Below are 20,227 nucleotides of genomic sequence, written 5' to 3' on the forward strand. Positions count from 1 at the left end.
GCTTTGGCTGAGAATTTGTTGGTTTGAGCTTGGGAAGCAAAGTAAGGTGAAAAGAAAAAGTGCCACCGAAGTGACACTTTTTCTTAAGCGTAGAAGGGATTAGTTGTCGTAAACGTCTAACTCCACTTCACGGGCAATATTTTGCTCGTTAATGATCACACCTTCGACTTCGACTTCGACACGAGCACCATTTAGGTTAAGTTCTTCAATGCCTTGGAAGCGTGTTTGTGCATCAATCACAACGGTGGTGTTACTTAGTACTTGATCAGCATCATTCTCACAATGCTCGATTTCAAACACTCTTGAATCAGCATCGTAGTTTGATACATAGCCTTCACATTCAAACTCTTTACCTCGCCATTGGTTGTCATTGTCAAACTCCGACCGCTCAAATTCGATGACGGTAGCGGTGCGTTTGCCATTTTTCATCACAGAGGTCACTTCTACTTCTTGACCTTGTTCTAGATTAGCTTTGCTACCATCCTCAAAGCGTGTTGCGTTATCAATGAAGAAGGCTCCTCGGTAGTTTAGAGAGAACTCACTATAATCCTTGGCAACCCAAGTCACGATGCCTTCCACATCGCTGTCATTGCTTATGACGTCGTAGCCTTCAACTTGTACCTCATGTGCCATGAAGATACCGTTTTGCATTTCACCTTCTACTTCCACCCATTGGCCGATGCTAAGTTGGCTAATGTTGTCGTAAGATACGGTTATATTTGTACCAAGCTCAAACGTGCCAGCATTTTCATCGATACTGGTAATACGGCCTTCCAGTTCGTAGTAGCTTCCAAGGGCTGGGTAATCGTTATCTACGTCGATTTCGACCACAGACAACACTCGATAACCCGCATCAGCAGTTGGCAATGATGACACCATCACCCAGTCGTTGACCTCTATATCATCACTTAAACCGTCAAACTGCAGATCTACGCCGTTTACCGTAAATGTTTTCTTCACATGATCAATCGCTGTGACACGTCCTGTAATGGTTGGTTCAAGTGTGACTCGGACGCCATTATTCGAAGCTTGCTGAATATCTGACCCCACGCGAACCACCATTTTTGGTTTTACATCGGCCAGTTGCACTTGTGTGTCGTCATAAACCACCTCAGACACACGATACGTATGTCCATTGACGGTTAACGTGCTTTCTTCAGCGTTGACCGCTTCAACAGAGCCAATCGCTACACTTGGTTTCACTGCTGGTTGAGTTGATGTGCTATCGCTATTGCTGCCACCACCTGAACCACCACAACCAGACAATGCCAAACCTACTACAGAAATAAGAGCGAGTTTTTTCATTGTATTAACCTCAATTTACGAGCGAGTTTAGGAAATTGCCTGTATCTTATTGGGCATATCGTGAAGAGATCGTGAAGAAATGTGATTTTATGAAAATTTTAATTGTAGATGACAACCATAACGTCTCGGAGACGATTGCAGACTATCTTGAGCTAGAAGGCATGATTATCGATTGTGCGTTTCATGGAGAGGCTGCGATTAAGTTAATCGAGGAAAATCATTAAGATGTAATCATCATGGATATCATGATGCCGAAGCTCGATGGCATCAGTACGGTACAGAAGCTTCGACAAGATAAGTTATGTGGAACGCCAATTCTCTTCCTAACGGCAAAAGATACGCTAGAGGACAAAATCGCGGCTTTTAAAGCGGGGGGAGATGACTATTTAATGAAGCCATTTGCGATGGAAGAGCTCAGTTTGCGTGTTCATGCTTTGGCTAATCGTGGTCCAAGACAAGATATCGGAACGCTCAAATTTGCAGATATTTGTTTAGATGCGCGGACAGGAAAAGTAACGAGAAAAGACAAAGAAATTAAGCTGAGTCGAATTCAAACTAAAATTTTAAAATTGCTCCTCCAACGTGCTCCAGCAGCGGTCACGCGCACAGAAGTGATCGATAGTGTGTGGGGAGACGAACCACCCGGAAGTGATGCACTTCGTAGCCATATTTACGGTTTAAGAACCGCGCTAGACAAAGGTTTTGAAGAATCACGATTAGAGACTATTCATGGACAAGGTTACCGACTTAAAGCATAACGAATATCCAAGCATTTATCGCAAGATCCGTTGGGGTTTTGGGGTCATGACGTTTGTGATGTTTACTCTTTTTTGGTCGCTGATTTATGTGGCAGAAAACAAACTGGAAGTGCTGAGTTTACATCACTGGCTCGATACTGAAGCGGCGCTTTATAGTGAGAATTTCGAGAAACAGGGTTGGGATGCGCCATTGCCAAACGTATTGGAATTCAACTCATATTGGAGTGAAGCACCGACACCCGATTGGTTGCTCTCTTTTACTTCACCTGGTTTTTACGAATACCTGCTTGGTGAAGAAGATAAACACTTTGTTGTATTGAAACACCCCTCAGGGAAGGGGCTTATGTACATTGTGTTTCAAGATGACTCAGATGATTACTTGGACGAATACGAAAGCTCGCTGCATCAGTTTACGCTGCTGCTCGGTGGCTTATTTTCATTTGTTATGGTCGGGTATGGCATTTATATGGTGCGAATATTGTCTCGACCACTAGCGCAAATCGAAGACAAAATTAGCCAAATGTCACCGGATCAACCCGCTTTCCAAGTTGAAACTAAGTTCAGCGAAACATGCCAGATAGAGCAAACTTTGCTGGATAATAAAAACGATATCGCGGGCTATTTCAAACGAGAGCAAGAATTTAGCCGTTTTGCATCGCATGAGTTGAGAACGCCAATCATGGTGATTAAAGGCTCAACAGACATTCTGACGCGTATTCCTGATCAACCTCGAGTTGCGCAAAAAGCCATCACGAGGATGCAGTCAGCTTGTGACGAAATGCGTGTACTGACAGAAGCGTTTCTCTTACTTGGTAAAGAGAAAATAGAGCCTCAGCATTATGGAGAGCATCAGCTTCTCACTTGTTTACAAAAACAGTTGGAAGAGCTAGCGCCTTTATTTGCCAAGCAAGATTCGAATTACGCTTTGCACGAACAACATAGTGGTGTAATGAAGGCCCCAGAGAGTTTTGTGACCATTGTTATCAACAATCTGATTAAAAACGCCTTTAGCTATAGTGTGGGAGATATTGAAATTGAGTTGAAAGGTCATGCGCTTAAGATCCTAAACCGTCACGATGGCAACGAGACGTACAACGCTGGTTATGGTTGTGGGCTTGTTATCGTACAACGAATATGTGAACGGATGGGGTGGGCGTTAGTACTGGACGATGATGGTGTTCGATTTAGTGCAAAAGTGGAGTTCTGCTCTTAGCTTTGCGCGTATTGATTCAAGTGAGAATTAACGCTCTGGATTTTTCTTGTCGTACGCATCTAACCCGTAGTCAAACAAGAAAAAACTGGAATTTGAATTAGACTGAAGTTAGTGAAGCGGAAACTCGAGGAACCGTTATGCTCTCTTATCAGGTCAGCCGAAGTATTGAAATTAATAAGAATCAAAGTGAAATTATTGGCTATCTCAAGAACTTCAATAACTGGCCCAGCTGGTCACCATGGATCATTCTTGAACCAAGCTGCGAGCTGACATTCAGTGATAATCAGGGCCACGTTGGAGCTGGTTATCAATGGAATGGTCAGCGTATTGGGACTGGCGCGATTGTACTGGAAAGTACTCAAGAGCATCGATTAGATATGGAGCTACATTTCTTTCGCCCAATCAAGAGCCATGGAAAGGTGACTCTAATCGTGACGCCGTCACAAAATGGCTGTTTAGTCGAATGGCAAATGCAATCTCGCGTCCCTTGGTATCTGTTCTTTCTGAAAAGTATGTTTAAGTCGATGATAGAGATGGATTATCAACGTGGGTTACGCATGCTCAAAAGTAAGCTTGAAACCGGAAGAGTGCATTCAGACTTAGTCGAAATAGGTAACCGAACGTTGCCTCAAATTCATTACATTGGGATCAAGGGTGTGGCTAGCTTGCAGGAATTAGGTTCGGTAATTGAGAAGCATGTTCAGCAACTAGAACAGTTAATTAGTGACGAAACCCTATCCGTGAATGGTGAATTGTTTTGTTATTACCAGTCGATGGATATGCAGAAAGGTACATTCGAGTTTATCACTTGCTTTCCTCTTCATAACTCAGTACCAGCGCCTCAAGGGGCGGTTACTGGTACCATTCCTGAGAGTGAAACATTTGTCGTTGAACACCGAGGTGAATATCAGTTTTTGGGAAATGCATGGGCTTTAGCGATGAACTTGGTCCGTCAGAGTGGCATGAAAGTCAAAACCAGTCCTTTAGGAATCGAACGCTACCTGAATAGTCCGAAGGAAACCACGGAAGAAGAGCTAAGAACGGAAATTATTTTGTTTAAGAAATGACAGGCGCAGGCGAGTAGGGTGTTTAGGTATCATACTAGTTATGCGAAATGTTACTAAAGAATAATAGCGTATCTGTTCCTACCCATAAAAATGCCTCAGCAATCGCTGAGGCATGGTTTTACAGGCCAACTTCTCTTGTTAGAGAATTATTGTGCACGGTATTTACCGCTGTTTAGTTCAATTTTAGACGCTTTTACCCGGCTGTCTGCATTTAGGTAGTCGCTAATACTTAGCAGATCTTGATCTTGAGATGCTTTTAACACCGCTGATTCCCCCTCTGCGAAGATAACTTCTAATTTTAACTCTTTGGCGACTGCTTTCGCTTCGTTAGGATTGTTTACGGTGATGTAAACCAGTCCAGTGGCTTTGGATACGTTACTAAACGCATTCTTAAACACCTCATCACCCGCTTGAAGTTTTACGTCTTCAGATAGGGTTCTAACAGTGCCAGTTTGCACTTTTCGATAGTCTTGGCCATTAATCTCAACCGCTTCTGATGGCACAAACAGTTCTGGTGCAGGTTGTTGAGAGAGCTGTTGCTCTGCGTATACACTCGACGTCATGATAACGAGAGCCAGCATAGAAAATGATTTGTATTTCATGTTATTGACTCCTTAGTGTCCAAATATGCGCATCGACCAGTTCTTAATAACACCGGGTTGAGCGTTGTTTGCCATCGGAACGTCATAGGTGGTGGAAGAGTTGAAATATGCAATGTAAGAATAGACTTCATCGCCGTTCGTATCTATTGCTCGCAACGTCCATTCGCCTTTTGCATCTTCGCCATAAAATTGGTTAGACAACATTAATTGATCTTTGTAGCCTGTAATCGTTGGATCAAGAGATTGACCAACAAGACCATTGCGCGGTGTTTGCAAAACGGAACGAGTCCCTGATGGCGAAATGAGCTCAATAGCTAAGTCGGGCAGACGAGCGTGGTCCAATGTCAATGTCACTTGAACGGATTCTACTGTCAGCTCATCGGCAATGGCGATACTTGAAGAACCACCAACTAGACTTGCATCGGGTACACTTACTTCTGTAGCGTTATTAACCCATGGCGTAATGACTTGAGCTGGTAAAACACGATTCGTCATGCGAGCACGTTGCATCGCTTCATCTAAATCTACAGCGCCGAAGCCATAAAAAGTATGGAAATCTACGCCTGCTGCGTTTTTCTGCCAAGGGGCAATTGCCTCGTAGCTAACCTGTTCACCTTTATGGTTAGTAAATTCAAGCTGTACGCCTGGATGCGCTTTATCCGTTACTTTTGCTGTCTCCGCTAGTAAAGCACGTACATCACGAGCAGAAAGTGCGTGGTTGGTTGACATGATTGCTGCGATGGCACCCGATGTGTTTGGCGCAGCCGATGAGGTTCCGTTCATCGTACTGGTATAGTTACAGTTCGGATCGAGCTCCGTTCCGCCGTGTAACCCATTAATGCCAAGGCCTTCACTGGTATTTTGCCCTTCTTCACAACCCATTAAATCAGTGGTGACCATAGCAGGGAAATCTTGCCCATATTCACCTGCTGGTGCTGCAATCCACACGTTCGAACCCACCGATGAGTAACTCGCTCGCGTACCATCCGCTCGTAGTGCACTAGTGACTAAATTGAAGTAATTGGCGTTATCATAAGACTGAGCAGAGTTGTGCATCGGTAAGCCTTGATTGTCTCCACCAGCAAAGAAGTTACTTGGCAATACGAAGAATCGCCCTGCATTGAAATAGCGGTAACCATTACCTGCTGACTTTACAAATACAGCACCTCGACCCCAGGCGTTACTCTCGCTGACGTTTTTCATCACGTCCATTTCAAGTTTTAGTTGAGGGTCGCTTTCATCAAAAGTAATCGGGTTTATAGGGCTGAAACCGTAACTTTGGTTAAATACGCGAACATCACGTGTTGCTGGGTCCATGCCATGGGAGATTAACCAACCTTCTAATGTCTGGTTGGCTAACCAGTTAAAACCAATGAGGGAAGAGTGAGAAGCGACACCGCGTCCGCCTTCACCGTTGTTGCCGACGGCGCTAATCAAACCGGCTACAGCAGTGCCATGACCATTAGTATCAACCGGATAACTTAGTGGGAATGAAGAGTCTTCGACGAAGTTTCTGCTACCTATAACTATATTACCTGCAAGGTCGGGGTGATCGATCTGCACTCCAGAATCAATGACGGCAACTTTCACACCAACACCTGCAATCCCCATTGCCTGAGTGAGCTTAGTGTTTAAGTCGTTCCCAGCAACAGCAGGATTAGCCGCAAACGCAGTTTGCCCCGTGTTGTCTAAGTGCCATTGTTCAGAATAGAGTGGATCAAACGCCGAGACGGCAGGTGCAATGCCTACTGCCAACATAGCGGCAAATAGGCGATTAATGCGTATTTCCATTTTTGACCTCATGTCTTTGTTTGGAATTTTTTAGTTCCTGTTTCATATTCCGCTAACAGGAACAAACAAAGCTAACGACAAAGAATAAGGACGAAAACCATTTACAACTTGTTTACATTAAAAGTTCGATGGACAACATAAGTCTTTGTTAATTTACTGAAACCATGAGGTTTTTATATGTCGTATCGAACATGCATGAAAAGTGAAAAGCAGAAAATACTAGTGTACCGTCTGCTTCAAGAGGGGGTTATTTAGTTGAAGCGGGTTGAATAGTTGCCATTGGTTTCTTAGGTTCGGCTTTTTCCTTAGGCAGCACATTATCAATCCACTTTTTAATGTACAACTTATCGAATTCTTTATCACACCACTTTTTGTTTAATCCACGTCGATTGAACTCAGCACCAATCGCCACTTTGGTTTGGTTGGTTGCACGGTTGTAGTAGAGAGTTTCACATAGTTGAGTGTTACTCATTTGCTGGGCATATACGTTGACACTGCTGCTGCGCATTCCCAGTTGAGATGCTTGCTGATTACTGCACGCCATAAGAAATAGAGGCGCAAAAGTAATAATGATTAGATTTTTTTTCATGTGTGCTTTTTTATGATGTAGGGTGAATGATGAACTGGTTTCTGCCAGCTTGCTTCGCATCATACAAAGCTTGGTCTGCCAAGAAAAACCACTGATCCCATTCTTGTTTAATTGTTTGTGCCGACAGTTTGTCCACTGCTCCAAGGGAAATTGTCGCGCTTAATGGTTTAGAGTCAACCACCAATGGTGTGTTTTCAACAGTATATCTCAATCGCTCCAAAAACTTAGCGCAATCTTCAACTCGCTGTACTTCGAATAATAGGACAAACTCTTCTCCACCCCAACGAATGAGTAGGTCACCAGAGCGGGTGGATTCATTAAATAGCGTGGCAATATGAGTCAGCATTTTATCGCCAATATCGTGTCCATATTGATCATTAAAGGTTTTAAAATGATCAACATCTAAAACTGCTAAGGCAAATGTTCTATCTGGGCTTCTACGAGCCATTTTGTCCAGCCAAATGTGAAGATAGCGACGGTTATGCAGTTGAGTTAACGGATCGGTAGTATTTTCTTGAGTGAGTGCTTTATTAATACGTCTAACGCGCAGTACGTAACGAAAACCAACGACACCAATTGCCGTAATAGCGATAAAGTAGAACATTTCTCGATAGCGCTGTGAACGCAGTTCAGAGGCTTGTAGCGCATTTTTTGTTTCTAGCAATTTGAGTTCTTTCTGGGCTAACTTAGCTTCGAGGTCAAACTTAATGTTAATCATCTCTTCACCATGAATATGATGAGAAAACTCAGCCTCTAGCTCTCTTAATTGGGTTAAATAATGAAAAGCCGCTTCATAGTCATTAAGAATTTGATGAGCGTTTACCAGTACCGAAAGCATATCAATACGCTGACGCAGCTCTAATTCACTGGTTGATTTGGTTTGTTCTAGAACGTTAAGCGCTGTTGTAATAGCTTTATCGTATTGTTTGTTTGCGAGGTAAGCCTCTGCAAATGCCTCGTAACAAGACGTTTTTAGCATTTCTAGATTTTTTGGAATGGGCAGGTCTACGCAACGTTGTGCGACCATTAATGCATCATCAATTTTTCCTACCGAGCTCAACATTTGTGAAAAGCTGGATAAAGAGTGGTGCTTGACTGTGTCCGACCCCGTTTGCATTGAAAGTCGAATGGCTTCATTGAAATAATATTCCGCTTTTTTGTTATCTCCGAGGCTCGAGTGAACGATGCTAAGGTTTGCGTAGATAACCCCCATAAAAAAGCTATTATCGTATTGATATTCGCTCTCTAGGTAAGTGTCGAGAGCTTGCGTTAGGTAACTGTTGGCCCGAGCCCAATCTGATGCGTCGATGTAGACCGTCCCAATGTTGTTCAGTGTCATCGCGACTTGTATTTCAAACACTGTTTTTTCTAATAACTCATAGGCATTGCGATAATATTTTAGGCCACTGCGTAGTTGATTGCGAGATACTTCTAGATTGCCTAACCAGCGGTAAGCACGGCCTTCTAATGCTAGATAACCAAGATCACGGGCTGTAGAAACAACGTCATGGAGTAACAATTCTGCGTTCCAGTTATCGTCTTGCTCAATCATTGTTACAGCCTTATTGAGCTGTGCTTCAGCGACGACCCATTCCAAATGGTGCTTTTTACCGAATTCGATTAAATCGGGCATATCTTTCGGTAATGGAACGCCTTCGTAACGCTTAAGGTACTTTCGTGCAAAGTAATACAGAGCAAGAGACTCCGCTGATGCATTCTGTGGCGCATTTAACTCATCTTTTTGAATTGATCGCGGCTTACCCATCGAGCGAAAGTAGAGTTTTAACATGGGCTTGCTTTCTGCTGAAATGTGTTCTTCCAGATAAGCTTGCTTTTCGGTACTCGCCAGTACGTTGGTGGGATGCAAGAAAAGTCCAAGTGCAGTACAAAGTGCGCAAGCCAGTTTTTTAATTGAGAAGTGCATGAGCGTATTAATAAAATGTGATCTCTTAACCGAATACCAGTTAAGTCTACCATTTCTTGTTGGTTAAGTGCGGATGGATTCCCAGTGGTAAAGTGTTTTGGGAGTGAGAGACGAGAAGGCTCTCTATAATATTATGATTTATAAAACAAAACCTATTGAAAACTTATGCAATGATTAGACGATGGTATAGACAAGGTAACGATGACAGGTAGGCGAGCATATTCGGTGGACTCAATCTAATGATTTAAGCCGCGGATTCATCGCTCGAAATCAGGGTGAAGTGTAAAAAATTACGTTTCTGTCATAAATATTTAATGTTTGTATGGGTTGTTAAAAAACTGGATATTAGACATAGTGTTATTAAGCCAATAAAAAATGGCTTTTATAATAAATAGGAGATTAACTATGCATAATGAAATGATTCAACCTTCGCACTTCGGCATTATCGGCCGTACCTGCATTGCTTCAGTACTTATGATTGCGGGTGTTTTCGCTCTTATTTAAGAGTCAAGGGTAACGATGATTACCTTTTAAAGAGTAAGAAAATTCAGGGAATCACCTTAACCTTGTGTAAGGTATTCCCCTGAAAATCCAAGCTAGTCTTTAGTTATTAGCTGAAGAAGCTAAAAATCAATGCACTTACCGCCACAATGCCTGCTGCTAGAACAAAGTAAGTAGAGACATTTCCTCGATATTGTTTCATCGCCTCGATTTTATACACCGCTAACATTGGCATAATAAATAAGATCATTGCAATAACAGGCCCTGACAATGCTTCCATCATACCAAGAATACTTGGGTTCATGATCGCCGCCGCCCAGATTGAGAAGAACAGTGCTGCCACGCTGATACGATCAACACGCTTCTCAGATAGGTTAAAATGCTTGTTAATTAAACCATTTAAGCTTTCACGCGCACCTAAAAAATGCCCAAGGAAAGATGAAGTGATAGCAACAAACGCTACTAAAGGACCAAGTGTTGCAATAAATGGATTATCGGTTGCGTTCGCTAAGTAAGACAATACGGATACGTTTTGTTCTTTTGCTTGAGCCAATTGTTCAGGTGACAGTGTTAGCACACAGGAAAATACAAAAATAAGAACAAAGGCAATCAGCATGATGCTAGTGCGACGAAGAATAACTTCGGATTTGGCATCTGCCTGCTTACCGTAATGGCGACGTTGTACATTTGCAAAGCTTGAAATTGCAGCTGCGTGACTAAACGAGAAAATCACTACAGGAACTGCTAACCACATAGTGCTAGCAAAAGCTGACGCTTCTGGCACATCCATGACAGGCATGGTCCAGTTCGGTATTAAGTAAAATGATAGAAAGGCAAGAATGGCAACAAGTGGGAACACCATAATGGCAAAGGCCCGTAGCATTACTTTTTCACCCGCCATCATAATAGCAATTAGTGCAAACACTAGTACGCCAGAAAGCAAAGGTCTAGGTAAAGAAGCCATATCAGCCTGATTTACCATGAAGCTATCTACTGTGTTTGTTATTCCAACCCCATATATCAACAGGATCGGGAAGATCGAAAGAAAATACAGCAGTGAAATAGAACGGCCTGCTTTTGCGCCGAAGTGCTCTTCCACTACATCAGTGAAGTCTGCGTTTTTGATCTTAGAAGATAGTACAAAACGAGCTAAGCCACGGTGCGCAAGATAGGTCATTGGAAAAGCAAGTACTGCCATCGCGACTAAAGGCCAAAAACCACCAATCCCAAGGTTAATTGGCAGAAACAGGATGCCTGCGCCAACGGCCGTTCCAAATAGGCTAAGAACCCAATGTGTATCATGTTTTGACCAAGCTGTGGTTGTGTTTATTTCACTAGGATTTAAGGCATTTCGAGATTCTTTCACTTTAAAACTCGCTTTTATAAAAATAATAATGCTGAAAATGGTAAAGGTTTTAGTGTTTATTATCACATGCGAAGCTTGGTGAATAATGCTGTGGATTTGGTGTGGTTGTAAATTATCCAACTATGAATTTTTCAATAAACCAGAATAAAGTTCTTAAATTTAATTTGTTTAATGGTTGTATGTGTTGAAATTTTCATCTTGTGTGGTTTTTGATTTTGTGGTTAAAACTTAATCACAGATGTATGTTCTAAGTGAGTTAGGCCTAATTTTCAGGAAGAATATTACATTTCTTAAGCACTTAATTGAGATGTTTGTGTCCCGTCATTTAGATGAGATTTAGGTATACTGCTGCCATTCATGTTAAAGAAGGAGTCATTGAATGGACATCTTGTCTGCGCAAAAAGAGGACTTATTTGCCATATATAAGCTCGAAAATACTTTATTTGGAGAACACGCCTATCCTCAATTTTTCTTTCGGCAAGCTTTTGATTGTTGGGGAGAGAGTTTACTGGTAGCAAAAGAGGGAGAGCAGGTCGCAGGGTATATATTGCTAACGACTAGCACAAATGCACATCAATATTGGATCATGTCATTGGCCGTCGATATTCAACATAGAGGTAAAGGTATTGCGCGTTCCCTCCTAGAAAACGTTATTGCGCCGTTGACGTTAGGCTCAAGCGTGAAATTGACTGTCGATCCTAAGAACCAACCTGCATTGTCTTTATACCTCTCCCTTGGCTTTAAAACGTTAGAAGAAGAAGCGCATTATTTTGGTGACGAAGAATCCAGGTTAGTTATGGAATTAGTAAAGTAATACTGCACGATAATGACCGAAATTTGCACACAATCAGTGCGTAGCATTACGTTGCTATAATTGGTTTTAATCTAACCTTTTGTATAGTAAGGGTTTTTAATCTTGGCACCTCACTTGCTTTACATAAACGTTCATCGATAACTCGATGCGCCGCTCTTAATAGCAGGCGAGAGCGGTATAGGGTATTACTTTTTGAAAATGTACTAACAGCGTTAAAGGCATTGTTGCCTCTCTCGATTCGGGAGAGGCTTTTTTTTGCTAGTAAGTTGGGCTGAATCGCACTGGAGGTGTTATGTCGCAAGGATGCAAAAAAACCACTTGTCCCTATTGTGGTGTTGGATGTGGTGTCGAGGTCAATGCGAAAGGAATCGTTGGGGATGCGTGTCATCCTGCAAATGCGGGATCACTGTGCGTGAAGGGTGTCGCGCTGGCAGAGAGTTTGAATATGCCTTCGCGCTTGTTGTATCCAAAGCTTGTCACCAAGCAACGACCTCAAGGGCAAGAGGTGCAATGGCAACAAGCCACGGCTCTGATTGCTGAAAAGATTCATCAAGCGAAAGCGGAGTTTGGACCGGATTCCGTCGCGATGTACGTGTCAGGGCAGTTGTTAACGGAAGACTATTACGTCGCCAACAAACTCATGAAAGGCTATGTTGGCAGCGCAAACATCGATACGAACTCGCGTTTGTGTATGTCTTCGGCGGTTGCGGCTCATGTACGAGCATTTGGTGAAGATGTCGTTCCCGTCAATTACGACGATATTGATAAGACTGAGCTATTGATAATTTGCGGTGCTAATACCGCTTGGACGCATCCTGTTTTATTCCGACGTATTCAACAAGCGAGAGAAAACAATCCTAACCTCAAGCTAGTGGTCATTGACCCGCGTGAAACGGTCACAGCGCAGCAAGCCGATTTGCATCTACCGATTAAAAACGATGGGGATGTATCACTTTTTAATGGGTTGCTTAAGTTTCTTATTGAGCAGCAATACATTGATTCTCTATACATAAACTCCTATACCGACGGGTTTGAGGTGCTTGCAGAAGAAGTTGCTGATTTGCGTTACGATATCACTAATTTGACGTCTTCCATTGGCATTTCAGAAGTAAAACTCACGACATTCTTCCAATGGTTTGCGCAAAGCCCAACCGCAATCACATTGTTTTGCCAAGGGGTTAACCAAGCCGAAAATGGTGTCGATAAAGGCAATGCCATTATTAATGCACATTTGGCGACAGGTAAAATTGCCAAGTCAGGTTGCGGGCCGTTTTCTATTACAGGTCAACCGAATGCAATGGGTGGGCGAGAAGTCGGTGGACTGGCAAATCAATTAGCGGTTCATCGTGCTTTTGACGCAGAGTCTATCGAGCAAGTGCAAGCGTTCTGGGATTCACCAGAAATTGCCACTCAGCCCGGTTTAAAAGCCGTTGAATTGTTTGAGGCGGTAGAACGTGGTGAGATTAAAGTTCTGTGGATCATGGCAACTAATCCTGTTGTCTCTTTGCCAGATAACCAATTGGTAAAACGAGCACTAGAGATTTGTCCGTTTGTGATTGTTTCCGATATCACAGCGGATTCGGATGTAGCGCATTACGCGGACCTATTGCTACCCGCCGCTGGCTGGGGGGAGAAGCAAGGCATGGTGACCAATTCTGAGCGTCGACTTTCAAGGCAGCGCCAGTTTCAAACGCCTCCGGGTGAAGCAAAATCAGATTGGTGGGCGATAAGCCAAGTCGGGCAAGCTCTGTGTGCATTGGAAAAGATACAAAATGGCTTTGCGTTTACTTCTGAGCGGGCGGTATTCAGGGAATATGCCGCGATGACAGGCATGAATGCAGATTCGCCATTGAAGCTAGATCTTTCTCAATACGCCAACTTAACCGAGCAAGAATACGAAGAGTGGATGCCGACACAATGGGGAGGAGAGCGTCCTTTTGCTGATGGCATCTATTCGCACCCAGATGGTAAAGCACGTTTTGTCGTGACCAGTGAATCTCCTACGCGTTTAGAAAGAACAAAAGGCTGGTGGCTCAATACGGGCAGGCAACGTGATCAATGGCATACCATGACGCGCACAGGTCATATCGCACACCTTGCCGCCTCTGAGTTAGAACCAACCGTGTACATGAACACACTCTCTGCAACTCAAAATCGCTTAAAAGCAGGACAACTCACCAAGCTGTTTCAGCCTACTTCAAACACCAGTATTTATGCCAAAGTTGCAATTGATGAAGGTTTGGGTTTTCAAGAGCTATTTATGTCAATGCACTGGGCGGGTCGATATGGCGGTGAAAGCAGTGTTAACGCGATAGTAAACAGCGCAAAAGACCCTATTTCCGGGCAGCCTGCGTTTAAGTCGTCTTATGTTGAAGTGCAAGATGCGGCGGTAAAAACCTACGGTATGTTCATCGGTACACAGTTTGATTCCGGTAAATTTCTCTACAGCGCATTTCAAGCAGAAAGCAATTTGGGCATTTGGCGCTTTGCACACGATAAGCGACCAAAGAAGCAGAGTTTTTGTCGAACGGAAAAGAGCCGCAGAATTACGATAGATATTGCCCAAGGTTGGTTAGCAGTGGATTACGACCTTGTTGGAGACGTTCGTATCATTCGTTCTGTTTTAGTGGTGTCTAGTGAACCGATTCAAACCGACTACACCAACTTTACCGGCTTGATTGGCAAACCGATGGAGCTATCGCAACTGCTTACCATCACTCAATCGCAAAGTAGCGCCAAACTGGTTTGTAGTTGTTTCCGCGTCACCGATAAACAAATACATGACGCGATGGAGAAACAAGACTGCACTTCACTGACTCAACTTCAAAACAAACTCAAATGCGGCACTAACTGTGGCTCGTGCGTTTCTCAAATCAAACAAATGGTCGACAGCCATCAGCATCAAAAGGGCAAACAGCAAGCGAGCCAGCAAAGTCTGGCGATTCAAATAAAGTAAGTCACAAAGAGGATAAGCACATGGAGGCGCCTTATCAAAAGTCTTGGTTTAAGAAAGGACAAGCGAATCAGAAAGAAGAACGCTCGTCTCGCTTTTCTAAGCATGATCAAGCAAGCAAACTGAGCCAACTTTTAGAAGACCATTCAGTAAACCTAGACGCGAACCAGGAAGGTTTTGTCTCGATTGTCGGAGCTGGGCCGCACGATCCAGACTTGTTAACCGTAAAGGCAGTGAAAGCGATTATGTCGGCAGAGGTTCTGTTGTACGACCGTTTGGTTAACAAAGATATTTTGGAGTTGGCTTCGCCACAAGCCGATTGGATTTACGTGGGCAAACGATGCGGACAACCCAGTATTGGTCAGGAAGAAATCTGTGATTTGATGGTGTCGCTCGCTCAACAAGGAAAGCGAGTTGTACGCTTAAAAGGGGGAGATCCTTTTGTATTTGGCCGTGGAGGTGAAGAGGCGTTAGCACTCGTCAAACACTCAATCGCTTACGAAGTCATCCCCGGTATTACTGCTGCGATTGGGTGTTCCGCAAACAGCTTGATTCCGCTGACTCATCGTGGCGTTGCTCGCAGCGTTACCTTTGTGACAGGGCAAGTGGTAACAGGCGCATTTGAGGCTTGGAGCCAACTGATGCAAAGCGGACAAACGTTAGTCTTCTATATGGGGTTAGAAAAGTCATCGCAAATACAAACGGGTTTATTAGGCTCCGGTTTGAGAGAAGATTTCCCTGTCGCGATCATCACTCATGGTTGCAGCCCTCAACAACGAGTGCACGTTACACAACTCAATCAGCTCAATGATTTATCGATTACACTTAAAGGCGTGAGTCCAGCATTGATTGTGATGGGAGAAGTTGTCAAACTGCGCGAACAACTAATAGAAACCGTACAGTCAGTGACGAAATACGAGGGAATATGAGCAGCATTTTGGAATGTATTAGAACAGTCGGTCGTGGCGAACGTGGTAGAAAACCACTGAACTTTGACCAAGCGTTTCGAGTTATGGATGAATACCTAAACGGTGAGTGCGATGACGATCAGATGGCAATGTTATTGATGCTGATTCGTGTACAGAACGAGACTCAACAAGAAATCGCCGGCTTTGTGAAAGCATTCCAATCCCGCATGCCTGCTATTGGTGCAGACATCGACTGGCCATGTTATGCAGGTAAACGTGAAGCGGCAGGTCAACCTTGGCACCTGTTGGCAGCGAAGATCCTCGCCGATAATGGCCATAAAGTGCTGATGCATGGTTATCACGACCGTCAATCTGGTCGTTTGCATGCTGAAGATTACCTCGACAAGTTTGCTATCAAGAAAGCGGAATCAGCCGAAGACGCAAAACGTGTCTTAGACACACAAAACATCGTGTATCTGCCGCTCAGTGCGTTCGCTCCTCAAGCAGAAACCATGATCGGTTGGAAGAATCGTTATGGGCTTAGAACGCCGATTAATACTGTGGTTCGAGCATTGAATCCGGGGCAGGCGACGGTTGGTATTCGTGGTAGCTTCCATCCTGGATTCCAACAACTTCATGCTGAAGTCGAATACGAGATTGGTCAAACCGCTCATGCTGTTGTGTCCTTCAAAGGACAATCGGGTGAGTCAGAATACAACCCGAAAGTAAGCCAAACGGTCTGGTTAAGCCAAACAAGCGGCGTGACATCGCACTACTGGACGGAGCAAATGCTGTCTGAGGTGACAATGCCTGCGAACTGCCCGTTTGGGACGTCAGAAGATGACATGAACCAAATGGCGAATACGGTTCTTGCCACCATGACAGTGGTGCTATTTGCACAAATGCACGACAGAGAAAAAGCATTCGAACGAGCCTTCTCTTACTGGCAAGCCTATTGCGCCCAGCAATGACGCACTATTGTCAATTAATGTAAAACCAACGACGCAAAGTTGTTGAATCTGAATCCATTATCTATTGTTTGAAGAAGGTAAAAGATCCTAGCTCGCCAATGATGTGTTTCACCACCTTGCTTCGTATCAGAGTGGTGAAACCGCAGTTTTAGCCTCAATCGCGTTCGTTTTTAGCTTCGCGTTTGAGAATGAGAAAATCCCATATGGTAAGACACAGAGGACATGGATAATGGTTCTAAAGCATACCACTCCTAGTGAAAAGGCTTCTCATCCGATCCCGCAAGAAGCCTTCGATTGGTACGACGAATACGCCCACGGAAAAATCTCGCGCCGTGAGTTTCTAAATAGGCTGGGTGGCCTTGCTGTGCTTGGCTTTAGCATGACAGCACTGGTCGACGCGCTAACCCCGAATTATGCACTCGCAGAACAAGTTTCATTTAACGATCCTGACATCAAAGCAACTTACGAAACCTTTCCATCTCCAAATGGGCATGGAGAAGGGCGTGGTTATTTGGTGATGCCACAGAAGAAGACCTTAAAATCGCCGACCGTGTTGGTGATTCATGAAAATCGAGGTCTGAACCCTTATATCAAAGATGTCGCAAGACGACTTGCAAAGGATGGCTTTATTGCTTTCGCTCCAGACGCACTTTATCCACTCGGCGGCTATCCGGGGAACGACGATGAGGGGCGCGCCATGCAGAAAGAGATGGACAGAGCCAAGATCGAACAAGACTTTATTGCAGCCGCTAACTTCCTCAAACAATACGAGGGTGGAAACGGTAAATTGGGCGCGGTTGGATTCTGCTTCGGTGGATACATTGTCAATATGCTTGCAGCGGTAATGCCTGAAGAGCTCGATGCAGGTGTGCCTTTTTATGGAACACCAGCGGCACAAGAGATCCAAAAGCAAGTCAAAGGACCGTTGATGATTCACTTTGCAGGGCTCGATAAGCGTGTTAACGACACATGGCCTGCCTATGAGCAGCAGTTAATCGCGACCGACGCACAGTATCAAGCGTTAATGTATGAAAACGTCAACCACGGCTTCCATAACGACTCAACGGCACGCTACGCTCCAGAAGAAGCAGCGCTCGCTTGGGAACGCACACTCGGCTTCTTCAAAGAACATCTCGCTTCTAGTTAAAAGGCATCTACTTTAGTTGGCACATTCCTTGTTATGTCTCTCTTAGTGAGTGAGATATAAACAAGGAATGTGCATGACTCAATCAACGTCAAAAACACCCATCATAGTGTGCTGTGATAGCCTACAAGAGCAGGCTCGATTGTCCGGCTTATTGAGCAAAGATTACGACAACATCATCGGTTGCCAATTGGCACAACTAGAAACGTTAATGCAACGAGAACCGTCGGCAAGCGTTGTGGTTGGATGGCAGCAACCAACCGCGGAACTGCGTTTGATCGTCGATTTCTGCCGCAGAAAATCGGCACCACTTCTTATCGTCTTAAAGCAGTTATCATCTAATGATATCAATCGGTTATCAGAAAAAATGGACTATGTGCTCATGCCGCACGATAGTGAGTTTGCGCTTCAGCCTTGGATTGAACATGCGACACTAGTGAGAGCGAAATTCGAAAGTATGCAATCGGAAATTGAATCGCTGACCCATAAGATTGAAGAGCGCAAGCTGGTGGAAAAAGCCAAAGGTCTGCTGATGAAGATGCACAGCGTTGATGAAGAACAGGCTTATAAAGCACTTAGAAATTCAGCCATGCAATCGAGCCAAACGCTCGCACAAGTTGCCAAGAATTTGATAACTACTTTGGAGGTGCTTGATTAGTTGCTCTACCACTTTGGGGTTAGAGTACGTTTTCTAACGTGGTGCGTGTTGCACTATCAGCAAGCAATAACAGGGAATAAGAAACGGTAGAACAAGCTAATTCATTGTATTTAATGTGAAAAATAAGTTGGCACAGTAATTGGATTAGTAGAATTGGGTTTATTGTTGAATCGCTTATCTCAATTATCAACGGCGGTAATTGTAGACTTAGCAACGGCGCTACTGCTCTTCGGAGTAGTGGCGCTTTTTTTATGGGAGCAAACCAATGAAATGGAGTTCGATGCTGAAAGTGTCAGCAATTTCGTTATCGGTATTCACCGCGGTCAGCGTAAAGGCAGAGTTGGGTGAGCCAGAAATTGAAGACCTGAAGTTTGGTTTTATTAAGTTAACTGATATGGCACCGCTGGCGGTTGCTTATGAGAAAGGCTTTTTTGAAGACGAAGGCTTGTACGTCACTTTAGAAGCGCAAGCAAACTGGAAGGTGCTTTTAGACCGAGTCATCGATGGTGAGCTTGCGGGCGCGCACATGCTTGCTGGTCAGCCATTGGGCGCGACGATTGGTGTCGGCACAAAAGCAGAAGTGATTACCGCGTTCAGTATGGATTTGAACGGCAACGCAATCACGGTTTCCAATGATACTTGGGAACAGATGAAGCAGTACATTCCCAAACAACCAGATGGCAAACCTGTTCACCCAATCAAAGCGGATGCACTGAAGCCTGTGGTCGACAGCTATCTGGATAAAGGCAAACCGTTCAACATGGGCATGGTGTTCCCTGTATCGACGCACAACTATGAGTTGCGATACTGGTTAGCAGCGGGTGGGATCCATCCAGGTTTTTATGCCCCAGAATCAGGTGACAACAGTGGTCAGTTGGATGCTGACGTTCTTTTGAGTGTTACACCGCCACCACAAATGCCAGCGACGATGGAAGCGGGCACGATCAAAGGGTACTGCGTGGGCGAACCATGGAACCAGCAAGCCGTATTCAAAGGCATTGGCACACCAGTCGTGACCGACTACGAAATCTGGAAGAACAACCCAGAGAAAGTATTTGGTGTCTCCAAAGCTTGGGCTGAGAAGTATCCAAACACGCACATTCGCGTAGTTAAAGCCTTGATTCGAGCGGCACATTGGTTGGATGAAAACGACAATGCCAACCGCCAAGAAGCAGTGAAGATGCTATCAAAAAGCGAGTACGTCGGAGCCGATGCCGAAGTTATCGCCAACTCAATGACCGGCACATTTGAATACGAGAAAGGCGACAAACGAGACGTGCCAGACTTCAACGTGTTCTTCCGTCATAACGCCACGTATCCGTATTACAGCGATGCGATTTGGTATCTGACTCAAATGCGCCGTTGGGGACAAATCTCAAGCGAGAAATCCGATGATTGGTACATGGATGTGGCGAAAGAGGTTTACCGTCCAGATATCTACCAACAAGCAGCTCAAGCGCTAATTGAAGATGGTGTGTTGAGCAAAAAAGACTTCCCAGATTTTAGTGCTGAAGATGGTTTCCGTGCGCCACAAACACACTTTATCGACAACATCGTTTATGACGGTCGCGAGCCAAATAAATATCTAGAGAAGTTCTCTATCGGGCTTAAAGGAAAAGACAAGGTTTAACCATAACGATAAACGCCACAGGCGAGGGAATTC

General features: G+C 44.3%; 15 protein-coding genes and 1 pseudogene. 10 read left to right on the forward strand and 6 right to left on the reverse strand.

The annotated features are described in order from the left end of the window. Positions 1 to 99: 99 nt before the first annotated feature. Positions 100 to 1,305: a DUF5666 domain-containing protein gene (locus R7Z10_RS06700; RefSeq protein ID WP_318104409.1), complete on the reverse strand. Its 1,206-nt coding sequence runs from the start codon at positions 1,303 to 1,305 to the stop codon at positions 100 to 102. Positions 1,306 to 1,394: 89 nt separating this feature from the next. On the opposite strand from R7Z10_RS06700, the pseudogene R7Z10_RS06705 reads away from it, so the two are divergent. The 3 genes and pseudogenes from R7Z10_RS06705 to R7Z10_RS06715 all read left to right on the forward strand — a co-directional run bounded on the left by R7Z10_RS06705 (position 1,395) and on the right by R7Z10_RS06715 (position 4,343). After that, positions 1,395 to 2,063: pseudogene (locus R7Z10_RS06705) on the forward strand (response regulator transcription factor). After that, entirely contained in the window at positions 2,035 to 3,276 is a 1,242-nt protein-coding gene (locus R7Z10_RS06710) for a HAMP domain-containing sensor histidine kinase (RefSeq protein ID WP_318104410.1), read from the forward strand. Before R7Z10_RS06705 ends, R7Z10_RS06710 begins: the two are co-directional and overlap by 29 nt. Positions 3,277 to 3,413: 137 nt before the next feature. Further along, positions 3,414 to 4,343, forward strand: a complete 930-nt coding sequence (locus R7Z10_RS06715) for an SRPBCC family protein (RefSeq protein WP_017820241.1) — start codon at positions 3,414 to 3,416, stop codon at positions 4,341 to 4,343. 146 nt (positions 4,344 to 4,489) lie between these two features. On the opposite strand, the gene R7Z10_RS06720 is transcribed toward R7Z10_RS06715, so the two are convergent. The 5 genes from R7Z10_RS06720 to R7Z10_RS06740 all read right to left on the reverse strand — a co-directional run bounded on the left by R7Z10_RS06720 (position 4,490) and on the right by R7Z10_RS06740 (position 11,116). Further along, the gene (locus R7Z10_RS06720; RefSeq protein ID WP_025767689.1) at positions 4,490 to 4,945 is read right to left on the reverse strand and encodes a hypothetical protein; all 456 of its coding nucleotides are present in this window, start codon (positions 4,943 to 4,945) and stop codon (positions 4,490 to 4,492) included. Between the two features lie 12 nt (positions 4,946 to 4,957). Continuing rightward, a complete protein-coding gene (locus R7Z10_RS06725; protein WP_318104413.1) occupies positions 4,958 to 6,736 on the reverse strand; it encodes a S8 family peptidase in 1,779 nt (592 codons plus the stop codon). A 247-nt stretch (positions 6,737 to 6,983) separates the two neighbouring features. After that, complete coding sequence (locus R7Z10_RS06730) at positions 6,984 to 7,325, reverse strand: hypothetical protein (protein ID WP_033906993.1); 342 nt, start codon at positions 7,323 to 7,325, stop codon at positions 6,984 to 6,986. A gap of 10 nt (positions 7,326 to 7,335) precedes the next feature. Next, positions 7,336 to 9,249, reverse strand: coding sequence for a tetratricopeptide repeat-containing diguanylate cyclase (locus R7Z10_RS06735; RefSeq protein WP_318104415.1), 1,914 nt, complete (start codon positions 9,247 to 9,249; stop codon positions 7,336 to 7,338). A gap of 610 nt (positions 9,250 to 9,859) precedes the next feature. Then, positions 9,860 to 11,116, reverse strand: a complete 1,257-nt coding sequence (locus R7Z10_RS06740) for an aromatic amino acid transport family protein (RefSeq protein WP_017820237.1) — start codon at positions 11,114 to 11,116, stop codon at positions 9,860 to 9,862. 379 nt (positions 11,117 to 11,495) lie between these two features. Here R7Z10_RS06740 and R7Z10_RS06745 point away from each other — a divergent pair, with 379 nt between their 5' ends. The 7 genes from R7Z10_RS06745 to R7Z10_RS06775 all read left to right on the forward strand — a co-directional run bounded on the left by R7Z10_RS06745 (position 11,496) and on the right by R7Z10_RS06775 (position 20,194). Next, a complete protein-coding gene (locus R7Z10_RS06745) occupies positions 11,496 to 11,930 on the forward strand; it encodes a GNAT family N-acetyltransferase (protein WP_005375870.1) in 435 nt (144 codons plus the stop codon). 292 nt (positions 11,931 to 12,222) lie between these two features. Further along, complete coding sequence (locus R7Z10_RS06750) at positions 12,223 to 14,886, forward strand: molybdopterin-dependent oxidoreductase (RefSeq protein WP_318104417.1); 2,664 nt, start codon at positions 12,223 to 12,225, stop codon at positions 14,884 to 14,886. A gap of 20 nt (positions 14,887 to 14,906) precedes the next feature. Then, on the forward strand, positions 14,907 to 15,812 hold the full coding sequence (cobA, locus tag R7Z10_RS06755) for a uroporphyrinogen-III C-methyltransferase (protein WP_226083059.1): 906 nt from the start codon (positions 14,907 to 14,909) through the stop codon (positions 15,810 to 15,812). After that, a complete protein-coding gene (locus tag R7Z10_RS06760) occupies positions 15,809 to 16,762 on the forward strand; it encodes a glycosyl transferase family protein (RefSeq protein WP_213972159.1) in 954 nt (317 codons plus the stop codon). Before cobA ends, R7Z10_RS06760 begins: the two co-directional genes overlap by 4 nt. A gap of 229 nt (positions 16,763 to 16,991) precedes the next feature. Further along, positions 16,992 to 17,909: a dienelactone hydrolase family protein gene (locus R7Z10_RS06765; protein WP_009704599.1), complete on the forward strand. Its 918-nt coding sequence runs from the start codon at positions 16,992 to 16,994 to the stop codon at positions 17,907 to 17,909. A 73-nt stretch (positions 17,910 to 17,982) separates the two neighbouring features. Next, the gene (locus R7Z10_RS06770; protein ID WP_012842515.1) at positions 17,983 to 18,564 is read left to right on the forward strand and encodes an ANTAR domain-containing response regulator; all 582 of its coding nucleotides are present in this window, start codon (positions 17,983 to 17,985) and stop codon (positions 18,562 to 18,564) included. Between the two features lie 265 nt (positions 18,565 to 18,829). Then, a complete protein-coding gene (locus tag R7Z10_RS06775; RefSeq protein WP_045417805.1) occupies positions 18,830 to 20,194 on the forward strand; it encodes a CmpA/NrtA family ABC transporter substrate-binding protein in 1,365 nt (454 codons plus the stop codon). The last annotated feature ends 33 nt before the right edge of the window (positions 20,195 to 20,227 follow it).

Source organism: Vibrio sp. Vb1018 (assembly GCF_033338775.1).
Lineage (GTDB): Bacteria > Pseudomonadota > Gammaproteobacteria > Enterobacterales > Vibrionaceae > Vibrio > Vibrio alginolyticus.